15 protein-coding genes are annotated in these 17,706 nt (G+C 60.4%); 11 read left to right on the plus strand and 4 right to left on the minus strand.

The features are described 5' to 3' along the window. The first annotated feature begins 103 nt into the window (after positions 1-103). Positions 104-1,513 carry a hypothetical protein gene (locus KX729_RS03625; protein ID WP_219741050.1) on the plus strand — a complete coding sequence of 470 codons (1,410 nt, stop codon included), beginning with the start codon at positions 104-106 and terminating at the stop codon, positions 1,511-1,513. Between the two features lie 77 nt (positions 1,514-1,590). On the opposite strand, the gene ndk is transcribed toward KX729_RS03625, so the two are convergent. Next, positions 1,591-2,013 (minus strand): nucleoside-diphosphate kinase, encoded by a 423-nt coding sequence (gene ndk, locus KX729_RS03630; protein WP_042618581.1) that lies wholly within the window; start codon positions 2,011-2,013, stop codon positions 1,591-1,593. Between the two features lie 80 nt (positions 2,014-2,093). Beyond that, on the minus strand, positions 2,094-2,783 hold the full coding sequence (locus KX729_RS03635; RefSeq protein WP_219741051.1) for a glutathione S-transferase family protein: 690 nt from the start codon (positions 2,781-2,783) through the stop codon (positions 2,094-2,096). Positions 2,784-3,008: 225 nt separating this feature from the next. Between KX729_RS03635 and KX729_RS03640 the strand changes: the two genes are divergently transcribed. The 6 genes from KX729_RS03640 to KX729_RS03665 all read left to right on the plus strand — a co-directional run bounded on the left by KX729_RS03640 (position 3,009) and on the right by KX729_RS03665 (position 9,949). Beyond that, the gene (locus tag KX729_RS03640; protein ID WP_219741052.1) at positions 3,009-4,046 is read left to right on the plus strand and encodes a GGDEF domain-containing protein; all 1,038 of its coding nucleotides are present in this window, start codon (positions 3,009-3,011) and stop codon (positions 4,044-4,046) included. Between the two features lie 78 nt (positions 4,047-4,124). After that, positions 4,125-6,008 carry a ribosomal protection-like ABC-F family protein gene (gene abc-f, locus KX729_RS03645; protein WP_219741053.1) on the plus strand — a complete coding sequence of 628 codons (1,884 nt, stop codon included), beginning with the start codon at positions 4,125-4,127 and terminating at the stop codon, positions 6,006-6,008. Between the two features lie 231 nt (positions 6,009-6,239). Next, complete coding sequence (locus KX729_RS03650; protein WP_219741054.1) at positions 6,240-8,282, plus strand: prolyl oligopeptidase family serine peptidase; 2,043 nt, start codon at positions 6,240-6,242, stop codon at positions 8,280-8,282. Positions 8,283-8,352: 70 nt separating this feature from the next. Then, positions 8,353-8,613 (plus strand): type II toxin-antitoxin system VapB family antitoxin, encoded by a 261-nt coding sequence (locus KX729_RS03655; RefSeq protein ID WP_219741055.1) that lies wholly within the window; start codon positions 8,353-8,355, stop codon positions 8,611-8,613. After that, on the plus strand, positions 8,613-9,005 hold the full coding sequence (locus tag KX729_RS03660) for a type II toxin-antitoxin system VapC family toxin (RefSeq protein WP_219741056.1): 393 nt from the start codon (positions 8,613-8,615) through the stop codon (positions 9,003-9,005). Before KX729_RS03655 ends, KX729_RS03660 begins: the two co-directional genes overlap by 1 nt. A 98-nt stretch (positions 9,006-9,103) precedes the next feature. Then, positions 9,104-9,949: a polysaccharide deacetylase family protein gene (locus tag KX729_RS03665; RefSeq protein ID WP_219741057.1), complete on the plus strand. Its 846-nt coding sequence runs from the start codon at positions 9,104-9,106 to the stop codon at positions 9,947-9,949. A gap of 25 nt (positions 9,950-9,974) precedes the next feature. On the opposite strand, the gene KX729_RS03670 is transcribed toward KX729_RS03665, so the two are convergent. Next, complete coding sequence (locus KX729_RS03670; RefSeq protein WP_219741058.1) at positions 9,975-10,424, minus strand: DNA polymerase III subunit chi; 450 nt, start codon at positions 10,422-10,424, stop codon at positions 9,975-9,977. After that, positions 10,424-11,914, minus strand: a complete 1,491-nt coding sequence (locus KX729_RS03675) for a leucyl aminopeptidase (RefSeq protein ID WP_219741059.1) — start codon at positions 11,912-11,914, stop codon at positions 10,424-10,426. Before KX729_RS03675 ends, KX729_RS03670 begins: the two co-directional genes overlap by 1 nt. A 234-nt stretch (positions 11,915-12,148) precedes the next feature. On the opposite strand from KX729_RS03675, the gene KX729_RS03680 reads away from it, so the two are divergent. From KX729_RS03680 to KX729_RS03695, 4 genes are all read left to right on the plus strand, one after another. Next, positions 12,149-12,940, plus strand: a complete 792-nt coding sequence (locus KX729_RS03680) for a phosphatase PAP2 family protein (protein WP_219741060.1) — start codon at positions 12,149-12,151, stop codon at positions 12,938-12,940. Positions 12,941-13,029: 89 nt separating this feature from the next. After that, entirely contained in the window at positions 13,030-14,205 is a 1,176-nt protein-coding gene (locus KX729_RS03685; protein ID WP_219741210.1) for an LptF/LptG family permease, read from the plus strand. Next, positions 14,205-15,290 (plus strand): LPS export ABC transporter permease LptG, encoded by a 1,086-nt coding sequence (gene lptG / locus KX729_RS03690; protein ID WP_219741061.1) that lies wholly within the window; start codon positions 14,205-14,207, stop codon positions 15,288-15,290. Before KX729_RS03685 ends, lptG begins: the two co-directional genes overlap by 1 nt. After that, positions 15,290-17,620 carry an LPS-assembly protein LptD gene (locus tag KX729_RS03695; protein ID WP_219741062.1) on the plus strand — a complete coding sequence of 777 codons (2,331 nt, stop codon included), beginning with the start codon at positions 15,290-15,292 and terminating at the stop codon, positions 17,618-17,620. Before lptG ends, KX729_RS03695 begins: the two co-directional genes overlap by 1 nt. Positions 17,621-17,706: the final 86 nt, after the last annotated feature.

Genomic DNA, 17,706 nt, shown 5'->3' on the forward strand with positions numbered 1-17,706 from the left:
CCGCACTCAGTCAACTCGCGTCCCGGATGGGGCTATCCGTATTGCATCCTTCGCGGTAATTTAGCCTACGCCGTTTAAGCGCGCGAAAACCGGAGGCGACACCATGCGAGTGCGGATTCTGGCAGCGTTTATTATAGTCCTGACATTTTCGGATATGGCCGGCGCCGCTGATGCCTGTCGGCACCAGCCCGCCATCGTAGCGCTCAGCGATCTGGTCATCAGGGACCGGACGGGCCTGCCGCGCCTCGTCGCCCGGCGGTTCGGCGCAGAGCCGGCATTCCTGAAGATGCGCTACGGCAATCTGCCGCCGCGCGAGGCCAGAGCGCTTGCCGACGAACTGAAACAGGCGAATGTCCACAATGCTGCCGACCTTGCCGGGGCGCTGGCCGCGACCGAGGGCGGCTTCGAGGCAATCCGTGCCGATGCCGGCAACCTGTTCCTCTCGAATGGAGGAATATCCACCATCCGCGCCGTCATTCTGAAGGGCGATGCGGACAAGCTGTTCGCCTTTCTCGCCACGCTCTCCAGAGAGAAACAGGCTGGCGCGTTTAACGCCATCATCGGCTCCGTAATCGACCGGCCGGACGACAAAAAGGCAAAGCTTGCCGATCTCGCCCGCCAGAACGGGCTTTTGTCCCTGTCAGCCGGTTTTGCGGCAGCCGCGCGCAATCCGGACGCCTGGAAGACCTTTGCGACCACCGTTCCGGATCCGGAAACGCTGCTGGCCCTGACCAGGTTCTGGTCCTGGATGCCGGCCCTCGTCGGCAATCCGGTCTTGCCACGTTCGAGCGATAGACCCGAGGATATCGCAAGCCGCGCCGTGCTTCACGCGCTGACGATCAACAGCGCGATGATGCCGGAACGCGATTTTCTGATGGGGGAAGTAAACCAGTCCTATGATTTGTCCTTCGTGCCGGAAATCAACGCGGCCACTTCAAAGGCTTTTTCCGACGGCCAACTGAAAAGCAAAGCAACCCTCGACAGGGCGTGGCTGTTCGTCTTTCGCCAGCTGCAGGCAGCACGTCCTTACAAGGTTCTGCTCGACGAAAATCTCAGGCGGGTTTCGGTGATGAGCTGGCGCTATCCGCCGCCGTCCGGCGCCCTCGTGAGTGTCCGAGACGTCTTGGACCGGCTGGTTGCCGCCGAGGCGCTGGCGTTGGCGGCAAGCGGAAAAGGCTACGCCCCTTATGCAGAACCGGCAGAAATCTCCAAAGAGTTTATCCCAATATGGCCCATATGGGTGGAGGTGGCGAAGGGTTTGCAAGGCCCGCTCGGCGCCTATGCGGCTGACCCCATCCGGGCGGAGGCCGTCACCGATCTGCTGATGACGATGGAAGACAGCGGCCGGCTTGCGGATTTCATCGCTTCGATCAAGGACCCGCAGCTCAAGCTGACACTCGCGACCGATTTCGCCATGCGGCTCGACCGCCTGTGCTCGGCCGTTTTGTATCACCAAGCGGAAGCGATCATCCTCTCCGGCCAGCCGATCTTCAAGTTCGATACGCCTCTCTGAGACAACCCCAAAACGCAAAAAACCGGAGCAGAGCCCCGGTTTATCGCTATTCACTCGTCCTCATGAAGAGGATGAAATCAGCCGACGATTTCGGTTTCAGCGAACCAGTAGGCGATTTCCTGGGCAGCGGTTTCCGGAGCGTCCGAACCGTGAACCGAATTTTCGCCGATCGACAGGGCGAACTGCTTGCGGATGGTGCCTTCGTCAGCGTTTGCTGGGTTGGTGGCGCCCATGATTTCGCGGTTCTTCAGGATGGCGTTTTCGCCTTCGAGAACCTGAACGATGGTCGGGCCGGAGGTCATGCCTTCAACGAGTTCGCCGAAGAACGGGCGTTCCTTGTGAACGGCGTAGAAGCCTTCGGCTTCGCGCTTGCTCATCCAGACGCGCTTGGAAGCGATGATGCGCAGGCCGTTGTCTTCAAACACCTTGGTGATGGCGCCCGTCAGGTTGCGCTTGGTGGCGTCCGGCTTGATCATCGAAAACGTGCGTTCAATCGCCATTGTTCTGTCCTTTATATCCTACGGAAAGTGGGCGGTGTTTACCCGCCCCTTTCATTGGAAACAAGGGGGTTTCGGCAATTTCACGCCGCCGTCACACTGCGGCCCGCCCCATTATAGAGGTCGAGGCAGCGTTCGAACCACAACCCGACCGGGTCATCGGCAGTAAACACCTTGGCGCCGGCGGTGACGCGCATCCATTGCAACGCGCCGAACAGGATATAGTCGGCGTATAGCGGACCGTCGCCGCCGAGGAACTCCTGGTAACGGAGCGTCTGACGAACCGGCTCGAGTTTTGCGGCAAAAGCGACGACAGCGTCCTCGCGCCCTGCCCGCATCTCTTCCAGCGTCTTGCCCAGCGCCTTTTCGCGGCTGGAGCGGAAATAGACCTGATCGGTCTCGCCCAGCATGTCGTGGATATCGGCAATGGCGATGCCGGCGACGGCCGGATGCACGATGTTCTGCGAGAAGCGCTCGACAAAACGGGACAGTGCCTTGCCGCCCTCGCCGCCGAACAAGGTCGGGCGATCCGGATACTTTTCTTCGAGATAAAGCGCGATGTCGAAACTGTCGCGGACCAGTTCGTTGCCATCCCGCAGGATCGGCACCGTCTTGGAAAAACTGTCTTCCAGCGCCGGTATCTGGGTGAACGGTGTCGGCTTTTCGATGAAATCCAGGCCCTTGTGATGCAGAGCCAGCACGACCTTCCAGCAGTGGGGTGAAAACGGGCGGCTCTCGTCGGCGCCGCAGAGCGTGTAGAGAATGCGGGTCATGGGTAGCTCCTCATCAGTTGCATGTCGAAGGATAGTGCAGGCAATGGCGGGACCAATCCAGTCAGGAATATTCATGGATCGCATTCGAGCAAATGCTTCCACCCTCCCTTAACTCTAAGCTCATGGAAAACTGGGGCTTTCAGCGGATGTTAAGGCTCCGCGCGCATCGGTTGTCGCAGTATAGGACAAAACAAAAAGCAAGACCGATAGCGGAAAGGTTGAGACATGCCCGGCGAGATCAGCAAGGCGGCAAGAGACCGTAACCTTCAGGTGGTGACCCAGCACATGGCGAAGCTGGAGGTCAGCGGCCTGCCGCGGAACTACGAACTTTTCCACGAGGCATTGTCCGGTGCCGACCCGGCGCTGTCGCGGGAGGTGATGGCTCTGACCACCCTGCCCTCGCAGGCCGTTCTGGATGAGATCGGCCTGCGACATCAGGTGCCGAGCTTCATCGCTCTCGCAACACCGCGTTCACGCGACCACGAAATCAGGCTGCTCACTGAGCTTCGCGACAAGATGTCGAGCGGGGTTACCCAGAAACAGGGCTTTACCCGCGTTCTGGAAGCCGTCGCCCGCAGCCTCAGGGAAGACAACAATGCCGGCCCGGGCGATATCCTGGCCGAGATCGAATATCTGAGCGTCTCGCTCTCGGACGCGGTGGTCGCCGAGACGGAGCTTGAGGAAATCCTGAAGTCGGGCGTCGCGCGCCTTACCAAAGCGGAAAGTGATATGGCCGCCGCGCGCGCCTTGACGCTGCGTGACCGGCTGACCTCGCTGCCGAACCATGCAGCCTTTGCCGAACGTCTGGAAAAGCTTTACGGCGCCGAAGGCGACAAGCACGATACCGCCCTCTTCTTGGTTACGCTGCCGGATCTGCCGGACATCGCGCAGACCTATGGCGAGCCCGCGGCAAACCGCATCATCAAGAAAGCGGCTTCCATCTTCCGAAAAGCAATCAAGAAGAACGATTTCCTGGCCCGCATCGGCAAGGGTGATTTCGCTTTCCTGCTGCGCGAGGTCGATCGGGACAGTATCCAGGCGATTGCCGGACGACTTTCGGCCTCGATCGCCGACAATCTCGTTTTTGCGGTTTCCGATCGCAGCAGCACGACATTGCAGTTGTCGATCGGCGTGGCACGGATGGCGGAGGCCTTCTCGCCGCCGCAGTTGCGCCTGCAGGCGGCAACCGCACTCGAAGCCGCATTGGCCAATCCGCGCCTGCCGGTGGTGGTCTTCAGCGAAACAGTGCGCCGCGCTTCCTGAGAGCCCTGCGGAAAGACTGGCGGTGCAACCTGCGCCGCCATCTTGCCATGACGGCCGGTTTCGGCCAAAACCGCCGCCATGATCACGATCAACGACCTCTCCGCCCGCATTGCGGGCCGCCTGCTTCTCGACCACGCCAGCGTCTCGCTTCCGGCAGGCGCCAAAGTCGGCCTTATTGGCCGTAACGGTGCCGGCAAGTCGACGCTTTTCCGCGTCATTACCGGCGACCTCGTTTCCGAGAGCGGCTCGGTCACCATTCCGAAAAATGCCCGGATCGGTCAGGTCGCCCAGGAAGCGCCCGGCACAGAGGACTCGTTGATCACTATCGTCATGGCTGCCGACAAGGAGCGCGCGGCGTTGATGGCGGAGGCCGAGACGGCAACCGATCCGCACCGCATTGCCGAGATTCAAATGCGGCTCGTCGATATCGACGCACATTCGGCGGAAGCGCGGGCGGCGAGCATTCTTGCCGGTCTTGGCTTCAATGCCGAAGCGCAGCTTCGCCCCGCCTCGTCGTTTTCGGGCGGCTGGCGCATGCGCGTGGCGCTGGCCGCCGTGCTCTTCGCCGAACCCGACCTGCTGCTGCTCGATGAGCCGACCAACTATCTCGACCTTGAAGGCACGATGTGGCTGGAAGACTATGTGCGGCGCTATCCGCATACGGTCATCGTCATCAGTCACGACCGCGACATGCTGAACAATGCCGTCAATTCGATCGTGCATCTCAACCAGTCGAAGCTGACCTATTATCGCGGGAATTACGACCAGTTCGAGCGTCAGAAGGCGGAAGCCGACGAATTGCAGATGAAGGCGAAGGCCAAGAACGACGCCGCCCGCAAACACCTGCAAAGCTTCATCGACCGGTTCAAGGCCAAGGCGACCAAGGCCAAGCAGGCGCAGAGCCGTGTCAAGGCGCTGGAGCGCATGGGCACCGTGGCCGCCGTCGTGGAAGACCATGTGCAGCCGATCACCTTCCCAACGCCCGAAAAGCAGCCCGCCTCGCCGATCGTGGCGATCAACAAGGGCGCAGTGGGTTATACGCCCGGCAAGCCGATCCTGAAGAATATCAGCCTGCGCATCGACAATGACGACCGTATCGCGTTGCTTGGCTCCAACGGCAACGGCAAATCCACCTTCGCCAAGCTGATCTCCGGCCGGCTGGAGACTGACGGCGGCGAGATGAAGCTGGCGCCCTCGCTTTCCATCGGCTTTTTCGCGCAGCACCAGCTGGACGATCTCATTCCCAATGAGACGCCGGTCGATCACGTTCGCCGACTGATGCCGCAAGCGGCCGAAGCGCAGGTGCGGGCCCGCGTCGCCCAGATGGGCCTCGCCACCGAAAAGATGGCGACGGCCGCGAAGGACCTTTCCGGTGGCGAGAAGGCACGTCTGCTGATGGGCCTCGCAACCTTTCATGCGCCAAACCTGCTTATCCTCGACGAACCGACCAACCATCTCGATATCGACAGCCGCCGGGCGCTGATCGAAGCGTTGAACGACTACGACGGCGCCGTCATCCTGATCTCCCACGACCGCCACCTGATCGAGGCGACAGTCGACCGGCTATGGCTGGTCAACGACGGCACGGTGAAGCCGTTCGAGGGCGATCTCGAGGAATATCGCGACCTGATCATTGCGGCCGGCCGCAAGAAGGACGACAAGCCGCAGGCCGCCGAGGATACGGCATCGAAGGCCGATCAGCGCAAGGCCAATGCGGAAAAGCGCGCCTCGCTCGCGCCGCTCAAGAAAAAGATCAACGAAGTCGAGGCTTTGACGGGAAAGCTGGAGAAGCTGATTCAGGCGCTTGATAAAGAGCTTGCAGATCCGATGCTCTACGAGAAGGCGCCAGCCAAGGCTGCCTCCAAGTCCAAGGAGCGCGGTGAAGCGGCGGCGAAGCTTTCTGCAGCGGAAGAGGAATGGCTGATGCTTTCGGCCGAATATGAAGAGGGTATGGCGGGGTGACATCGAGCCTGCCTGAAGGCTCGCAGACATCTCCGTTCGTCATCCTCGCCCTTGTGGCGAGGATCTAACCACGTTTGACGTGGACAGATCCTCGGGACGAGCCCGAGGATGACGGCAGACCCAAGTTCGCCCGTCGCCATCTCGATTATTCGCTTATCAAATACGATCGCGGAGGTTGCCCATCGTTCGCCGCGACCATAGGTATGGCTTCGCTGAACGGAGACACCATCCATGGACCTTTTCCTCGAAACCGACGACGATCCGAAGACGCTGGCTTTTGTTGCCGAGCTCAACAAGGCTTCCGATGAAAGGCTTCAGACGGCGGAATTCGAGAAGGACCGCGACACCGTCAAGGCGATGTTCGAGCGCGAGGACCGGCTGATCGTGCCAAGCCGCCGTGGCAAGTGGCTGTTCGATTATCATCGCACCAAGGACAATCCGCTCGGCATCTGGCGCCGGCTGCCGGCCGATCAGGAGCCGAACTCGGATGCGGCCTGGGAGACAGTGCTCGATCTCGATGCCTTCTGCAAAGCAGAGGGCAAGCGCTGGATTTATTCCGGCGCGATTACCTGTCCTTTCGAGCCGACGCGGGTGCTGCTCATTCTCTCGGATGGCGGCTCCGATCTGCTGCGGTTGGTGGAATTCAACACGGAAACCAGGACATTTATCGAAGGCGGCTTCGATACGCCTGCGGCGCGCGCCCATGCCAGCTGGCTCTCCCACGACGAGATCGCCTATTTCGGCTCCGTCGACGAGAATTCCGCCACCCGCTCCGGCTGGCCGCGTGTCGGCCGCCGGCTGAAGCGCGGGCAAACGGTGCAGGATGCGCCTGTCTATTTCGAAGCAGGCAAGGACGATGTCTATGGCTCGGCCTATTCCATCGATCCACTCTTCTGGGGCGGCAATTCGGGTGAACGGCCGGTCGAGATCTTCTCCGTCGGCCATGAGATCGGCAAGGCGAGCGTGCATCTGCGCGATGCCAAGGGCGAAATCCGTCGCCTCGATCTGCCGACCCAGATCGACTATTCCGCCAACCACAGCCACATTCTCTGGCGCGCCAAGACCGACGAACGCCATCCGACCGGCAGCCTGATCCTGCAGACAATCGCACCGTTTACGGATGAACCGCTCGGAGAGGTGCGCATTCTGTTTTCGCCGAACGACGGGCAGTCGATCGCGCAATTCTCCCTGCTGAAAACATGGGCGCTGTTCATCGTCAGCGACCGGATGGTGCCGAAGCTCTATCTGCTCGACCTGACGAAGGGCGGAGCCAAACCGGAAGAAATGCCGCTGCCGTCCGAATTGCAGACCGTGAATTTCCGGCTGCTCGATGCGGATTTGACGCTCGGCGAAGAAGTGCTGACCGTCATCGGCCAAGGCTTTCTTCTGCCTTACAGCACCTACCGCCTCGACCTGACCGACCACAGCCGCGCCCCAGAGCTCGTGCTTACCGGCACCGCGCCGGCCTATTTCGATGCCGAGGGCATGCGAACAGAACTACTTGAGGCTACATCGGAAGACGGCACCAAGGTGCCCTATCACATCGCCTTTCCGAAGAGCTGGACCGAGGGCGAATTGCCTGTGCTGATGTATGGATATGGCGGTTTCGCCTCGCCACTTGCGCCTTACTATTCCGGTAATAACGGCCTCTGGCTCTCGCATGGCGGTGCCTATGTGCAGGCCTATATCCGCGGCGGCGGCGAGCTTGGGCCGGACTGGCACCATGCCGCCAAGGGCCACGGTCGCCACAAAGCGTTCGAGGATTTCGCCGCGATTGCCCGCGATCTGGTGAAGCGCGGTTATACCCGGTCGTCGCGCATCGCCTGCACCGGCGGCAGCAATGGCGGACTGCTGACGGCCGTGATGCTGACCCGTTACCCGAAGGATTTTGGCGCGGTCTGGACCCGCGTGCCTGTGATCGACATGTCCCGCTTCCACGTCTTCCCGGCCGGCAAGGCGTGGATGGACGAATATGGCAACCCCGATGTGGAAGCAGACCTCGAATACATGCTGGGTTACTCTCCGCTGCATCAGGTGAAGCCATCAGCAGATGTGAGCTATCCGCCGGTCTATATTGAAAGCTCATCGAACGATGATCGGGTGCATCCGTCTCACGCACGCCGTTTCGCAAAGCGGCTGATCGAGACCGGGCATGTGCCACTATTCCACGAATATGGTTCGGGCGGTCATGGCGGCGCCGGCGATTCCAGCGAACAGGCTGCACGGCTGGCGATGGGATACAGCTTCCTGCGCCAGACGATCATAAAGGGCTGAGTGATTTCATCGACGTTGTCGGTCTCGTGAATATACACTATATTGGCATGTATATTCACGAGGCACAGCCATGCCCCTTTATGTGCGCGATGAGCGCGTCAATCAATTGGCCGAACAGGCCCAGAAAATCCTGAAGGCTCCGACGAAGACGGATGCCATCCGGCAGGCGCTGGAGCGTGTGGTGGAAACTTCGGAAGACGCCAAGCCAGTGGAAAAACCTCCGCTTGCAGAGCAGCTGAAAGCTATTCAGGATGAAGTAAAGCGGCTGGGCACACCGAACCTGGATTTCGACGAGAAAGCCTATCTCGACGAAATGTGGGGACGTGACTGATGTTTCTCGAAACTTCGGCGATCATCGAAATCTTGCTGGATACGGAGCGGTCGAAGGATTTGATCGCACAGCTTGAGCGCTCCAAAAGCCCTCGATCAACTGCGCCGACCGTCATCTATGAGGCAACGACCGTCCTCGCCGGCAAGCAGAATCTTGATGTCTCGGTCGCCGAGCGACTTGTTCGTTCACTGCTTTCAGCTCTGGACGTCGAGACCATCGCCATGACGGATCAAACGGCTTCCGTCGCCATCGACGCCTTCGCCCGCTACGGCAAAGGTCGTCATTCGGCAAAACTGAATTTCGGCGATTGCTTTTCCTATGCCGGCGCCAAGGCCGCGGGCGTCGGCTTACTCTATGTCGGCGACGATTTCGCACAGACGGATCTTGCCTAAATCGGCTGCAATAATCCTGTGATAACCAGCTGTTAACCATAATCAGCCAGAGTGACGGCGTCTTCACTCCTTAGTCACTTTTAAGCCGAGACATCCCGATGTTCGTTCGCGTCCTTTGCGTCGCCGCTGCCGTTGCGTGCCTTTTGTCCTCCTGCGCCGGTCGCCCGCAGACCGAAGGCGGATCGCTCGCAACGTCATTTGCGCCCGCCCAATCCCTTTCCTCCCCGAAGAAGACCGCCAGCGCCGACGATCCGGTTGCGCTGACGCCGGCAGCCTGGGGCCGTTTCGGCAATCCCGGCGGGCTTTCCGGCCGCACGCTGTCCGTTTCGTCGCTGTCCGACCTGAAGCTCAACGCCAAGGAAGTGGTGCTGACCTTCGATGACGGTCCGATGCCGAAAAAGACCGACAAGATCCTGTCGATCCTCGACGAATATGGCGTCAAGGCGACCTTCCTGATGGTCGGTCAGATGGCCAAGGCGCATCCGGAAATCGCCCAGCGCGTCGTCAGCGCCGGCCACTCGATCGGCAGCCATACCTATCGCCATGCCGATCTGCAGAACCTTTCCTTCGATGCGGCCGTCGCCGAAATCGAAAAGGGCCGCGATGCGGTGACCAGCGTCACTCATGAAGATGCCGGCTTCTTCCGCTTCCCCTATCTGGCGGACACGAAAAAGCTTCGCCAATGGGTCGCCCAGAACGGCATGGTCGTGCTCGACGTCCAGGTCGATTCCAAGGACTATTTCGGCGTAACCCCGGCAGCCGTTGCGACCCGCACGATGAACGAGCTGCGCGCCCACGGCAAAGGCATCATCCTGCTGCACGACATCCATGCCCGCACAGCCGCCATGCTGCCGGCCCTGCTGACCCAGCTAGCCTCCGAAGGCTACAAGGTCGTGCGCCTGCGCCATAGCAATTCGTCGATGATGATGGCCTGGCTGAACTAAGCGCTGGAAACAAAAGAAGGACTGATCAGGCCTTCTTCACCCATCGGCCCTCTTCCGATTGCTGCCAATAGGTCAGCACATGCCCCTCGCCTTTCAGGCGCTTCCACTGGGCGCGGGCATTGTCGAGCTGGACGGTATCGTAACCGTCGAACATGAAAACGATCCGCTCATAGCCATCAACCGGCGGCGGCTCGGCGCCATCCACCAGAAAACGCACCGTCGCGCCATTGGTATTATCGCCCTGCGCCGTCAGAAGCACCGGCTGGGCCTCGGCCATCGGCGCCGCATCGGTGCCGTGCGGCAGAAAGCTGTCCTCGCGGAATGTCCAGAGATGCGCGTCGAGAAAATCCCGCCGCGCATCCTCGCCTGTCTGCACCGCCACCTTCCAGCCGCGCTCGACGCTCTTTTCGAGAAGCGCGGGCAGCGCATCCTCGAGCTTCGATTCGGTCAGATGGTAGAAGAGAATTTCCGTCATTACCCCTCGTAATGCGCGCGAACGAGTTCGTCCAGCAGACGCACGCCGTAACCCGAACCCCAGGACTGGTTGATCTCGTTGGACGGCGAGTTCATCGCGGTGCCGGCGATATCGAGATGCGCCCAGGGCGTGTCGCCGACGAAGCGCTGCAGCAGCTGCGCCGCAGTGATCGCGCCGCCGTAACGGCCGCCGGTGTTCTTCATGTCGGCGAACTTCGAATCGATGATCTTGTCGTAGTCCTTGCCGAGCGGCATGCGCCACAGGCGCTCGCCAGTCACGTTACCGACGCCGGTCAGCTGGCTCGACAGATTGTCGTCGTTGGAGAACAGGCCGGCATGCAGGTTGCCGAGCGCCACCATGATGGCCCCGGTCAGCGTCGCGAGATTGATCATGAAACGCGGCTTGAAGCGGTCGTTGCAGTAATAGAGCGCATCGGCCAGCACGAGACGGCCTTCCGCATCCGTATTGATGATCTCGATCGTCTGGCCGGACATGGTGGTGACGATGTCGCCCGGACGCTGGGCATTGCCGTCCGGCATGTTTTCCACCAGGCCGATAATGCCGATGGCATTGACCTTAGCCTTGCGGGCGGCGAGCGTGTGCATGAGGCCTGTCACGGCGGCGGCACCGCCCATGTCGCCCTTCATGTCCTCCATGCCGGCACCCGGCTTGATGGAAATGCCGCCGGTATCGAAGACGACGCCCTTGCCGATGAAGGCGACCGGCGCTTCCTTCGCCTTGCCGCCCTTCCAGTGCATGATGGCAAGCCGCGGCGGACGAACGGAGCCCTGGGCAACGCCGAGCAGCGCGCCCATGCCGAGCTTCTTCATTTCCTTCTCGGTCAGGATTTCCACTTCGCAACCGAGCTTTTCCAGCTCCTTGGCCTTGTCGGCGAATTCGACAGGACCAAGAGCATTCGGCGGCAGGTTGACGAGATCGCGGGCCAGAAGCACGCCGCCGGCAATGGCTTCCGAGTCGGCAAATGCCTTCTTGGCTGCCGAATGTTCGGCGGTGACGATGGTCACCTTGACGGTCTTCGAAGACTTGTCGTCGTCGTCATTCTTTTTCGTCTTGTAGGTATCGAACGAATAGGCGCGCAGCAGCATGCCCAGAGCAAAGCCGGCGGCTTCGGAGGCACCAACGGTGGCACCGGGCGCATCCAGGTAGATCGCGACCTTGGTCACGTTCTTCACGGATGCCGCCGCCGCACCGCCGGCACGGATCCAGTCATAGGCGGTCAGCGCATCCGCTTTGCCGAGGCCGAGCACCACCAGCCTGTCGAGAGAGGAACCCTGCGGGGCAATGAGATCGAGCGTCGCCATCGACTTGCCGGAGAACTTGGCGATCTCGGCGGCGCGCGACACGATACCCGCCGGATCAGCCTCAGATGCGCCGGCAGCGGTAGCATCGCCGGAAAGCTTCAAAAGGATTGCCAGCCCGCCCTCGAGCTTGGCGGACTTGGCGAAGGAAATATCGAATTTGACGGACATTGCGACTCCAGAATGCTCTTCCCAAAACTGACCGGCGATCATCGCCGTTTCGGGCGTGAACGCAAGGGCGAGATGTCACACCTTTGCCAGATGCCCGGAGCGAAATTTGCAGGCAACTTCTGAACGCGGCAAATCGCGCGGTTTCCGGTCACACAATTTCCATTTACTCGGCGCTGTTCAATTCCAGCGCCTCTTGCATTAGGGTCGCGCCGCTCGATCAACGGATGAGACTACATGCCTGCCCTTGCCGACACCATTTCCCGATGGCGCAATACCGTGAAACGCTATTTTGCCAAGCCGATGGGATGGTTCGTGGTGCTGATGGCTGTGTGGTGGGTGTTGCTGGCCGCCTTCTACCTTATTCCGGAACTGGATCTTTCGGTCGCCCGCGCCTTCTTCGTTCAGGCAGCGTGCGGCCAGTCCATCGAAACAGGCAAAATCTGCGGTGGGTTCCCCTATGGGTCCGAGGCCATCTACGTCGCCATCCGGCGTATTCTTTTCTATATGCCGTCCGTCGTGGCGATCTACATTCTCTATCGGCTGATCGCCAACCTGCAGCATTCGGGCAGCGGATACAGCCGGCGCAAGACGCGCGATTATTCGATCGCGCTCGTCTCGTTTATCGTGGGGCCCTACGTGCTGGTGAACCTCATCCTGAAGCAGGTTTCCAACCGCCCCCGCCCCTACGAAACCGATCTTTTCGCCGGCAAATATCCGTTCATGCCGGCCGGCGACTTCAACGGCGCCTGTAATGGCAACTGTTCCTTCATTTCCGGAGAAGCCGCGGCTGCCGGATGGCTTGCCTGCCTGATCGTATTGATGCCGAAGCCGCTGCGGCCGATCCTCGGACCGCCGCTGATCGCGATTTCGATCGTCTCGCCGGCACTCAGGACCTCGTTCGGCGGCCACTATCTATCGGACGTCACGCTCGGTTTCCTGTCGTCCATGGTGGTCTATGCAGGGGTTGCCGCTTGTTTCGAAATGTCACAGAGAGCAGGAAATCGGAACTCGCCAACAAATTTGTGAGGCACCCCCCGTCGCAAAGCCATCTTCAATCGCTTAGATAGGCGCAACCGTCGTCGATGAACGACGGAACACAGGACGTCCAGGCCGGAATGAAGCTTCTCGAAGTCTACATATTGCGCCGGATTTTCCAGATGTTCCTGGTGACGCTCGTACCCGTGCTCACCATCATCTGGACTATCCAGGTGCTCGGGCGCATCAACCTGGTCACGGATAGCGGCCAGTCGATGGGCTCGTTCGCGACGCTGGCGACGTTTATCCTGCCCACCATCATTCCCGTCGTTCTGCCATTCGCGCTTGTCATCGGCATCACCCAGACGCTGACGGCGATGAACAACGATTCCGAACTGCCGGTGATCGATGCCGCTGGCGCCGCGCGAAACATTATCTACCGGCCGATCATCCTGCTCGGAATTGCACTCAGCCTGTTCTCCTTCGTCGTCACGAATTTCGTGGAGCCGCCGTCGCGCGTCGCCGCGCGCCAGATGGTTGCCGCCGCCTATGCGGATCTGCTCTCATCCGTCATCGAGGAAAAGACTTTCCGCAGTATCGAGGACGGCCTCTATGTGCAGATTTCCGAGCGCCATTCGGGCCGGGTGCTGAAGGGCATTTTCGTCGTCGACTACCGCGATCCGAATTTCGACCTCATCTATTATGCCCGCGAGGGTTCGATCGACGCCACCGGCACCACGCTGACGATGCGCGACGGCGAAGTGCATCGGAAGGCTGTCGACGGACGCATCTCCGTCATCCGCTTCGTATCCTATGCGTTCGATCTCTCGGCCATGGCGAAATCCGAAGGCGGCCTGCCGCAATATTCGACCGACCGCAGCCTTGCCTTCCTGCTCAATCCTGATCCGAACGACCCGCTCTATCAGAAGTCACCGGATTCCTATCGCGCCGAGCTTCATCGCCGCCTGTCGGACTGGCTGTTCCCGATCACCTTCGCGCTGGTATCGCTGGTGATCGCCGGCAATACGCGTTCGCATCGTCAGAGGCAGGTGCATCCGATGGTCTACGCGCTGTTCCTGGCTTTCGCGATCCGCTGGCTTGGTTTCTCGGCAACCAACCTCGTCGAGCGCCACCCGCTTTATGCCGCAGCCCCCTACGTCGTGCCGGTCGCCGCATCGCTGATCGCCGCCTTCATGCTCGCGACGAACCGCCAGTTCTCGACGCCTGCTTTCATCGGGCGCGGGCTTGCACGGATGGGCAGAAGCATCCAGCGGCGTTTCGAGGCAAAGCCCACCTCCGGCGGAGGGACTGCGTAATGTTCTCGACGCTTGGCCGCTATTTCTTCCGCCGCTACATCATCACCGCCCTCTGGTTCGTGCTCGGCGTCAGCGCCATCATCTTCCTCGCCGATTTCAGCGAGACGAGCCGCCGCATGTCCGGCTTCGTCGGTTACACCGTCTCTGCCGGCTTGCTGATGACGGCGATGCGCGTGCCGCTGATCCTGCAGCAGACCATTCCGACGCTGAGCCTGTTCATCGGCATGACGGTGCTGATCGCGCTCAACCGCCGCTACGAACTGGTGGTGACGCGTGCAGCCGGTATTTCCGTGTGGCAGTTCATTTCTCCGTTCGTGGCGGGCGCCTTCCTGATCGGTCTGGGGACGGTTCTGGTCGTCAATCCGCTCGCCGCGTGGGGCCAGCGCGAATCGGCCTCGATGGAGGCCAACTGGCGCGAGGCGAGCAACCGGACTCGCGCTTCGAAATTCCTGCCCTGGATCCGCCAGATCAGCGGCGACGACGATACGATCATCGGCGCCAAGAACTATCAGAACAACGGAACCCTGCTGATCGACGTCGTGGTTTTCCACTTCGACAAGGACGGCGGCGTCACCATGCGGCAGGACGCCAAGACCGCAAAGTTGGAAGATGGTTACTGGCTTCTTAACGAGGTTATGGAGAATCGCCCCGGCGAAATTCCGACCCGTCGCGAGACGGCACAGGTTCGCACCAACTTGAGACAGGAATATATCCAGGAAAGCGTGTCGCAGCCGGAAAGCGTTGCGTTCTTTGATCTTTCCCGAAAAATCGAGGTTGGCAAATCTTTCGGCATTTCCACAAAAGCGCTGGAGACGCAGTACCACTCGCTGCTGTCGCTGCCTCTGCTGCTCGTGGCGATGACTCTCATTGCTGCAACAGTATCATTAAAATTCAGTCGCTTCGCCCAGTCCCGCTCAGTGATTCTGGGTGGCATAGTTTCCGGCTTCGTGCTTTATGTCGTGACAGTGCTTGTGAAGGCATTCGGGAGCAGTGGGGCGATTCCACCCTTCGTGGCGGTCTGGATTCCAGTCATCGTCGCGACGGCGCTGGGGACGACTATCTTGCTTCATCAGGAGGATGGCTAGTGGCGGTCAGTAACCGCAAACATATAAGACGGCTTGCCGCCGCCCTGCTGACAGGTGTGTCTGTATGCGTATTCAGCGTATCGGCAACGACTGTGCATGCGCAGAATCTGGTGCCCGCCGCCGCGGACGGCGCCAAGCTTCTGCTGCGCGCCAATCAGCTGACCTATAATCAGGATGCCAAGCAGGTCACCGCCGTCGGTGGCGTGCAACTCTATTACAATCGCTATCGCCTGGTGGCGCAGCGCGTTCAGTACGACCAGAAGTCCGGCCGCGTCATGGCGACCGGCAATATCGAAATGGTCGAGCCGGGCGGCAACCGCGTCTATGCGGAGCAGCTGGATGTCACCGACGATTTCGGTCAGGGTTTCATCAACGCGCTCCGCGTCGAGACCACCGACAATACCCGCATCGCGGCCGAAAGCGGCGAACGGCAGTCCGAAGACCTGATGGTGCTCAACAACACCGTCTACACGGCCTGCCTTCCCTGCGCGACCACGCCCGGCAAAGCGCCTCTGTGGCAGGTCAAGGCCGAGCGCGTCATCCGCAACGGCCAGACCCATACGATCCGCCTGGAGAATGCCCAGTTCGAACTGTTCGGCATGTCGCTCGGCAAGCTGCCGTTCGCTATCGAGGTTCCGGACGAAACGGTCGAGCGCAAGTCCGGCCTGCTCTTCCCGCAGTTTTCCGCCAGCGACAACCTCGGTTTCGGCGTCACCGTTCCGTATTACCATGTCTTCTCGCCGAGCATGGATGCGACCCTCAGCCCGACCTATTATTCCCATCAGGGACTTCTGGTTCAGGGCGAAATCCGCAACAAGTTCGAAACCGGCGAACACACGTTCCGCTTCGCGGGTATCAACCAGATGAACCGCAACGCGTTCGATGCCGGCACCAGCGACGCCCGCGCCGAAAATCGTTTCATGGCCGCGTCGAAGGCCGAGTTCCAGATCAATCCGCGCTGGACGTTCGGCTGGAACGTCATGACGCAAAGCGACAACAATTTCTCCAAGACCTACAGTCTGCAGGGCGTCGATTCCGATACATTCGTGAACGATATCTATCTGACTGGCATCGGCACGCGGAATTATTTCGACCTGCACAACTATTACTTCAACGTACAGGACAAGGCATATGACAACACGCTGGAACAGCAGCAGGCGATTGTCTATCCCTCGCTCGATTATACCTATTACGCACCGCAGCCGATTCTTGGCGGCGAGCTTTCCCTGACGGCCAACATCACCAATCTCTCGCGCCGCGAGGACGACTGGTACAATGAAGGCCTGACCAACCGCTTCCCGGGCCTGGAAGGCAGTTACAGCCGTTTCACCGCCGAAGCGGAATGGAAGCGCACCTTCAATATAGACGGCTTGTTGCTGACGCCGCTTGTTGCAGCCCGCGCCGATGGCCTGCGCCATACCGGCTCGAACACGCCGGCCTTTTATGAGGGCAATCTGGAAGCCGAGGGCAGCGACGGCCGCTACATGCTGACCGCCGGCCTCGAAGCCCGTTACCCGATCCTGATGACCTATGGCGACAGCAGCCATATCATCGAGCCGATCGCGCAGATCTATGCCCGTCCGGATGAACAGATGGCCGGCGGACTGCCGAACGAGGATGCGCAGAGCTTCGTCTTCGATGCCACGACCCTGTTCGAGCGCGACAAGTTCTCCGGCTTCGACCGTGTCGAAGGCGGCACGCGCGCCAATGTCGGCATCCGCTATACCGGTTCGTTCGCGAACGGCATCGGAGTGCGCGGTATTGTCGGCCAGTCCTACCAGGTCGCCGGTCAGAACTCCTTCGCAACCGAGGACCTGGTCCAGGCCGGCGCGAATTCCGGTCTCGAAACCCGCCGGTCGGATTATGTCGCCATGGCGGCTATCGACCTGCCACAGGGCTTCTCGGTCGCAGCAAACACTCGTTTCGACGAAAAGACGTTTGCGGTAAAACGCACCGATGCCTCCTTCAGCTACACGACGCCGCGCATGCAGGGCACACTGGTCTACACCCAGGTCGATCCGCAGGCGGAATATGGCGACGTGGATGCTACGGATGTACTGAAGCACACCGCCAAGTTCCGCATCAACGAGAATTGGGCGCTGGCCGGTACGGCAACCTGGGACCTGACCGAAAAGCAGATCATCCGCCGCGGCATCGGCGTCAGCTACGCGGATGAGTGCACGATCTTCACGCTCGCCTATACCGACAAGCCGCAGAGCACGGCCGCCAACGACTGGTCGATCAGCGCACGCCTCAGCTTCCGAACGCTGGGCGATATCAACATCGGTGACGACACGTCGGACTACGACCAGGACTATCAATATCAATAACAAATGCGGGAAGTCCTGGTCGGACGGCAGGCGGCGTCATCGTTTCGCCGTAACAATTGTGCAAGCGGGCCGAAATATAGTATGAA

Origin of the sequence: Neorhizobium populisoli (assembly GCF_019430945.1) — a bacterium.
GTDB classification, from domain to species: Bacteria; Pseudomonadota; Alphaproteobacteria; order Rhizobiales; family Rhizobiaceae; genus Neorhizobium; species Neorhizobium populisoli.

What these genes read in the sequence shown, in the direction of transcription:
- KX729_RS03640 (WP_219741052.1), top strand. Translation starts at nt 3,009, where the DNA reads ATGCCCGGCGAGATCAGCAAGGCGGCAAGAGACCGTAACCTTCAGGTG.
- KX729_RS03675 (WP_219741059.1), bottom strand. Translation starts at nt 11,914, where the DNA reads ATGTCCGTCAAATTCGATATTTCCTTCGCCAAGTCCGCCAAGCTCGAG.
- KX729_RS03685 (WP_219741210.1), top strand. Translation starts at nt 13,030, where the DNA reads ATGAAGCTTCTCGAAGTCTACATATTGCGCCGGATTTTCCAGATGTTC.
- lptG (WP_219741061.1), top strand. Translation starts at nt 14,205, where the DNA reads ATGTTCTCGACGCTTGGCCGCTATTTCTTCCGCCGCTACATCATCACC.
- ndk (WP_042618581.1), bottom strand. Translation starts at nt 2,013, where the DNA reads ATGGCGATTGAACGCACGTTTTCGATGATCAAGCCGGACGCCACCAAG.
- abc-f (WP_219741053.1), top strand. Translation starts at nt 4,125, where the DNA reads ATGATCACGATCAACGACCTCTCCGCCCGCATTGCGGGCCGCCTGCTT.
- KX729_RS03635 (WP_219741051.1), bottom strand. Translation starts at nt 2,783, where the DNA reads ATGACCCGCATTCTCTACACGCTCTGCGGCGCCGACGAGAGCCGCCCG.
- KX729_RS03680 (WP_219741060.1), top strand. Translation starts at nt 12,149, where the DNA reads ATGCCTGCCCTTGCCGACACCATTTCCCGATGGCGCAATACCGTGAAA.
- KX729_RS03655 (WP_219741055.1), top strand. Translation starts at nt 8,353, where the DNA reads ATGCCCCTTTATGTGCGCGATGAGCGCGTCAATCAATTGGCCGAACAG.
- KX729_RS03660 (WP_219741056.1), top strand. Translation starts at nt 8,613, where the DNA reads ATGTTTCTCGAAACTTCGGCGATCATCGAAATCTTGCTGGATACGGAG.
- KX729_RS03650 (WP_219741054.1), top strand. Translation starts at nt 6,240, where the DNA reads ATGGACCTTTTCCTCGAAACCGACGACGATCCGAAGACGCTGGCTTTT.
- KX729_RS03625 (WP_219741050.1), top strand. Translation starts at nt 104, where the DNA reads ATGCGAGTGCGGATTCTGGCAGCGTTTATTATAGTCCTGACATTTTCG.
- KX729_RS03665 (WP_219741057.1), top strand. Translation starts at nt 9,104, where the DNA reads ATGTTCGTTCGCGTCCTTTGCGTCGCCGCTGCCGTTGCGTGCCTTTTG.
- KX729_RS03670 (WP_219741058.1), bottom strand. Translation starts at nt 10,424, where the DNA reads ATGACGGAAATTCTCTTCTACCATCTGACCGAATCGAAGCTCGAGGAT.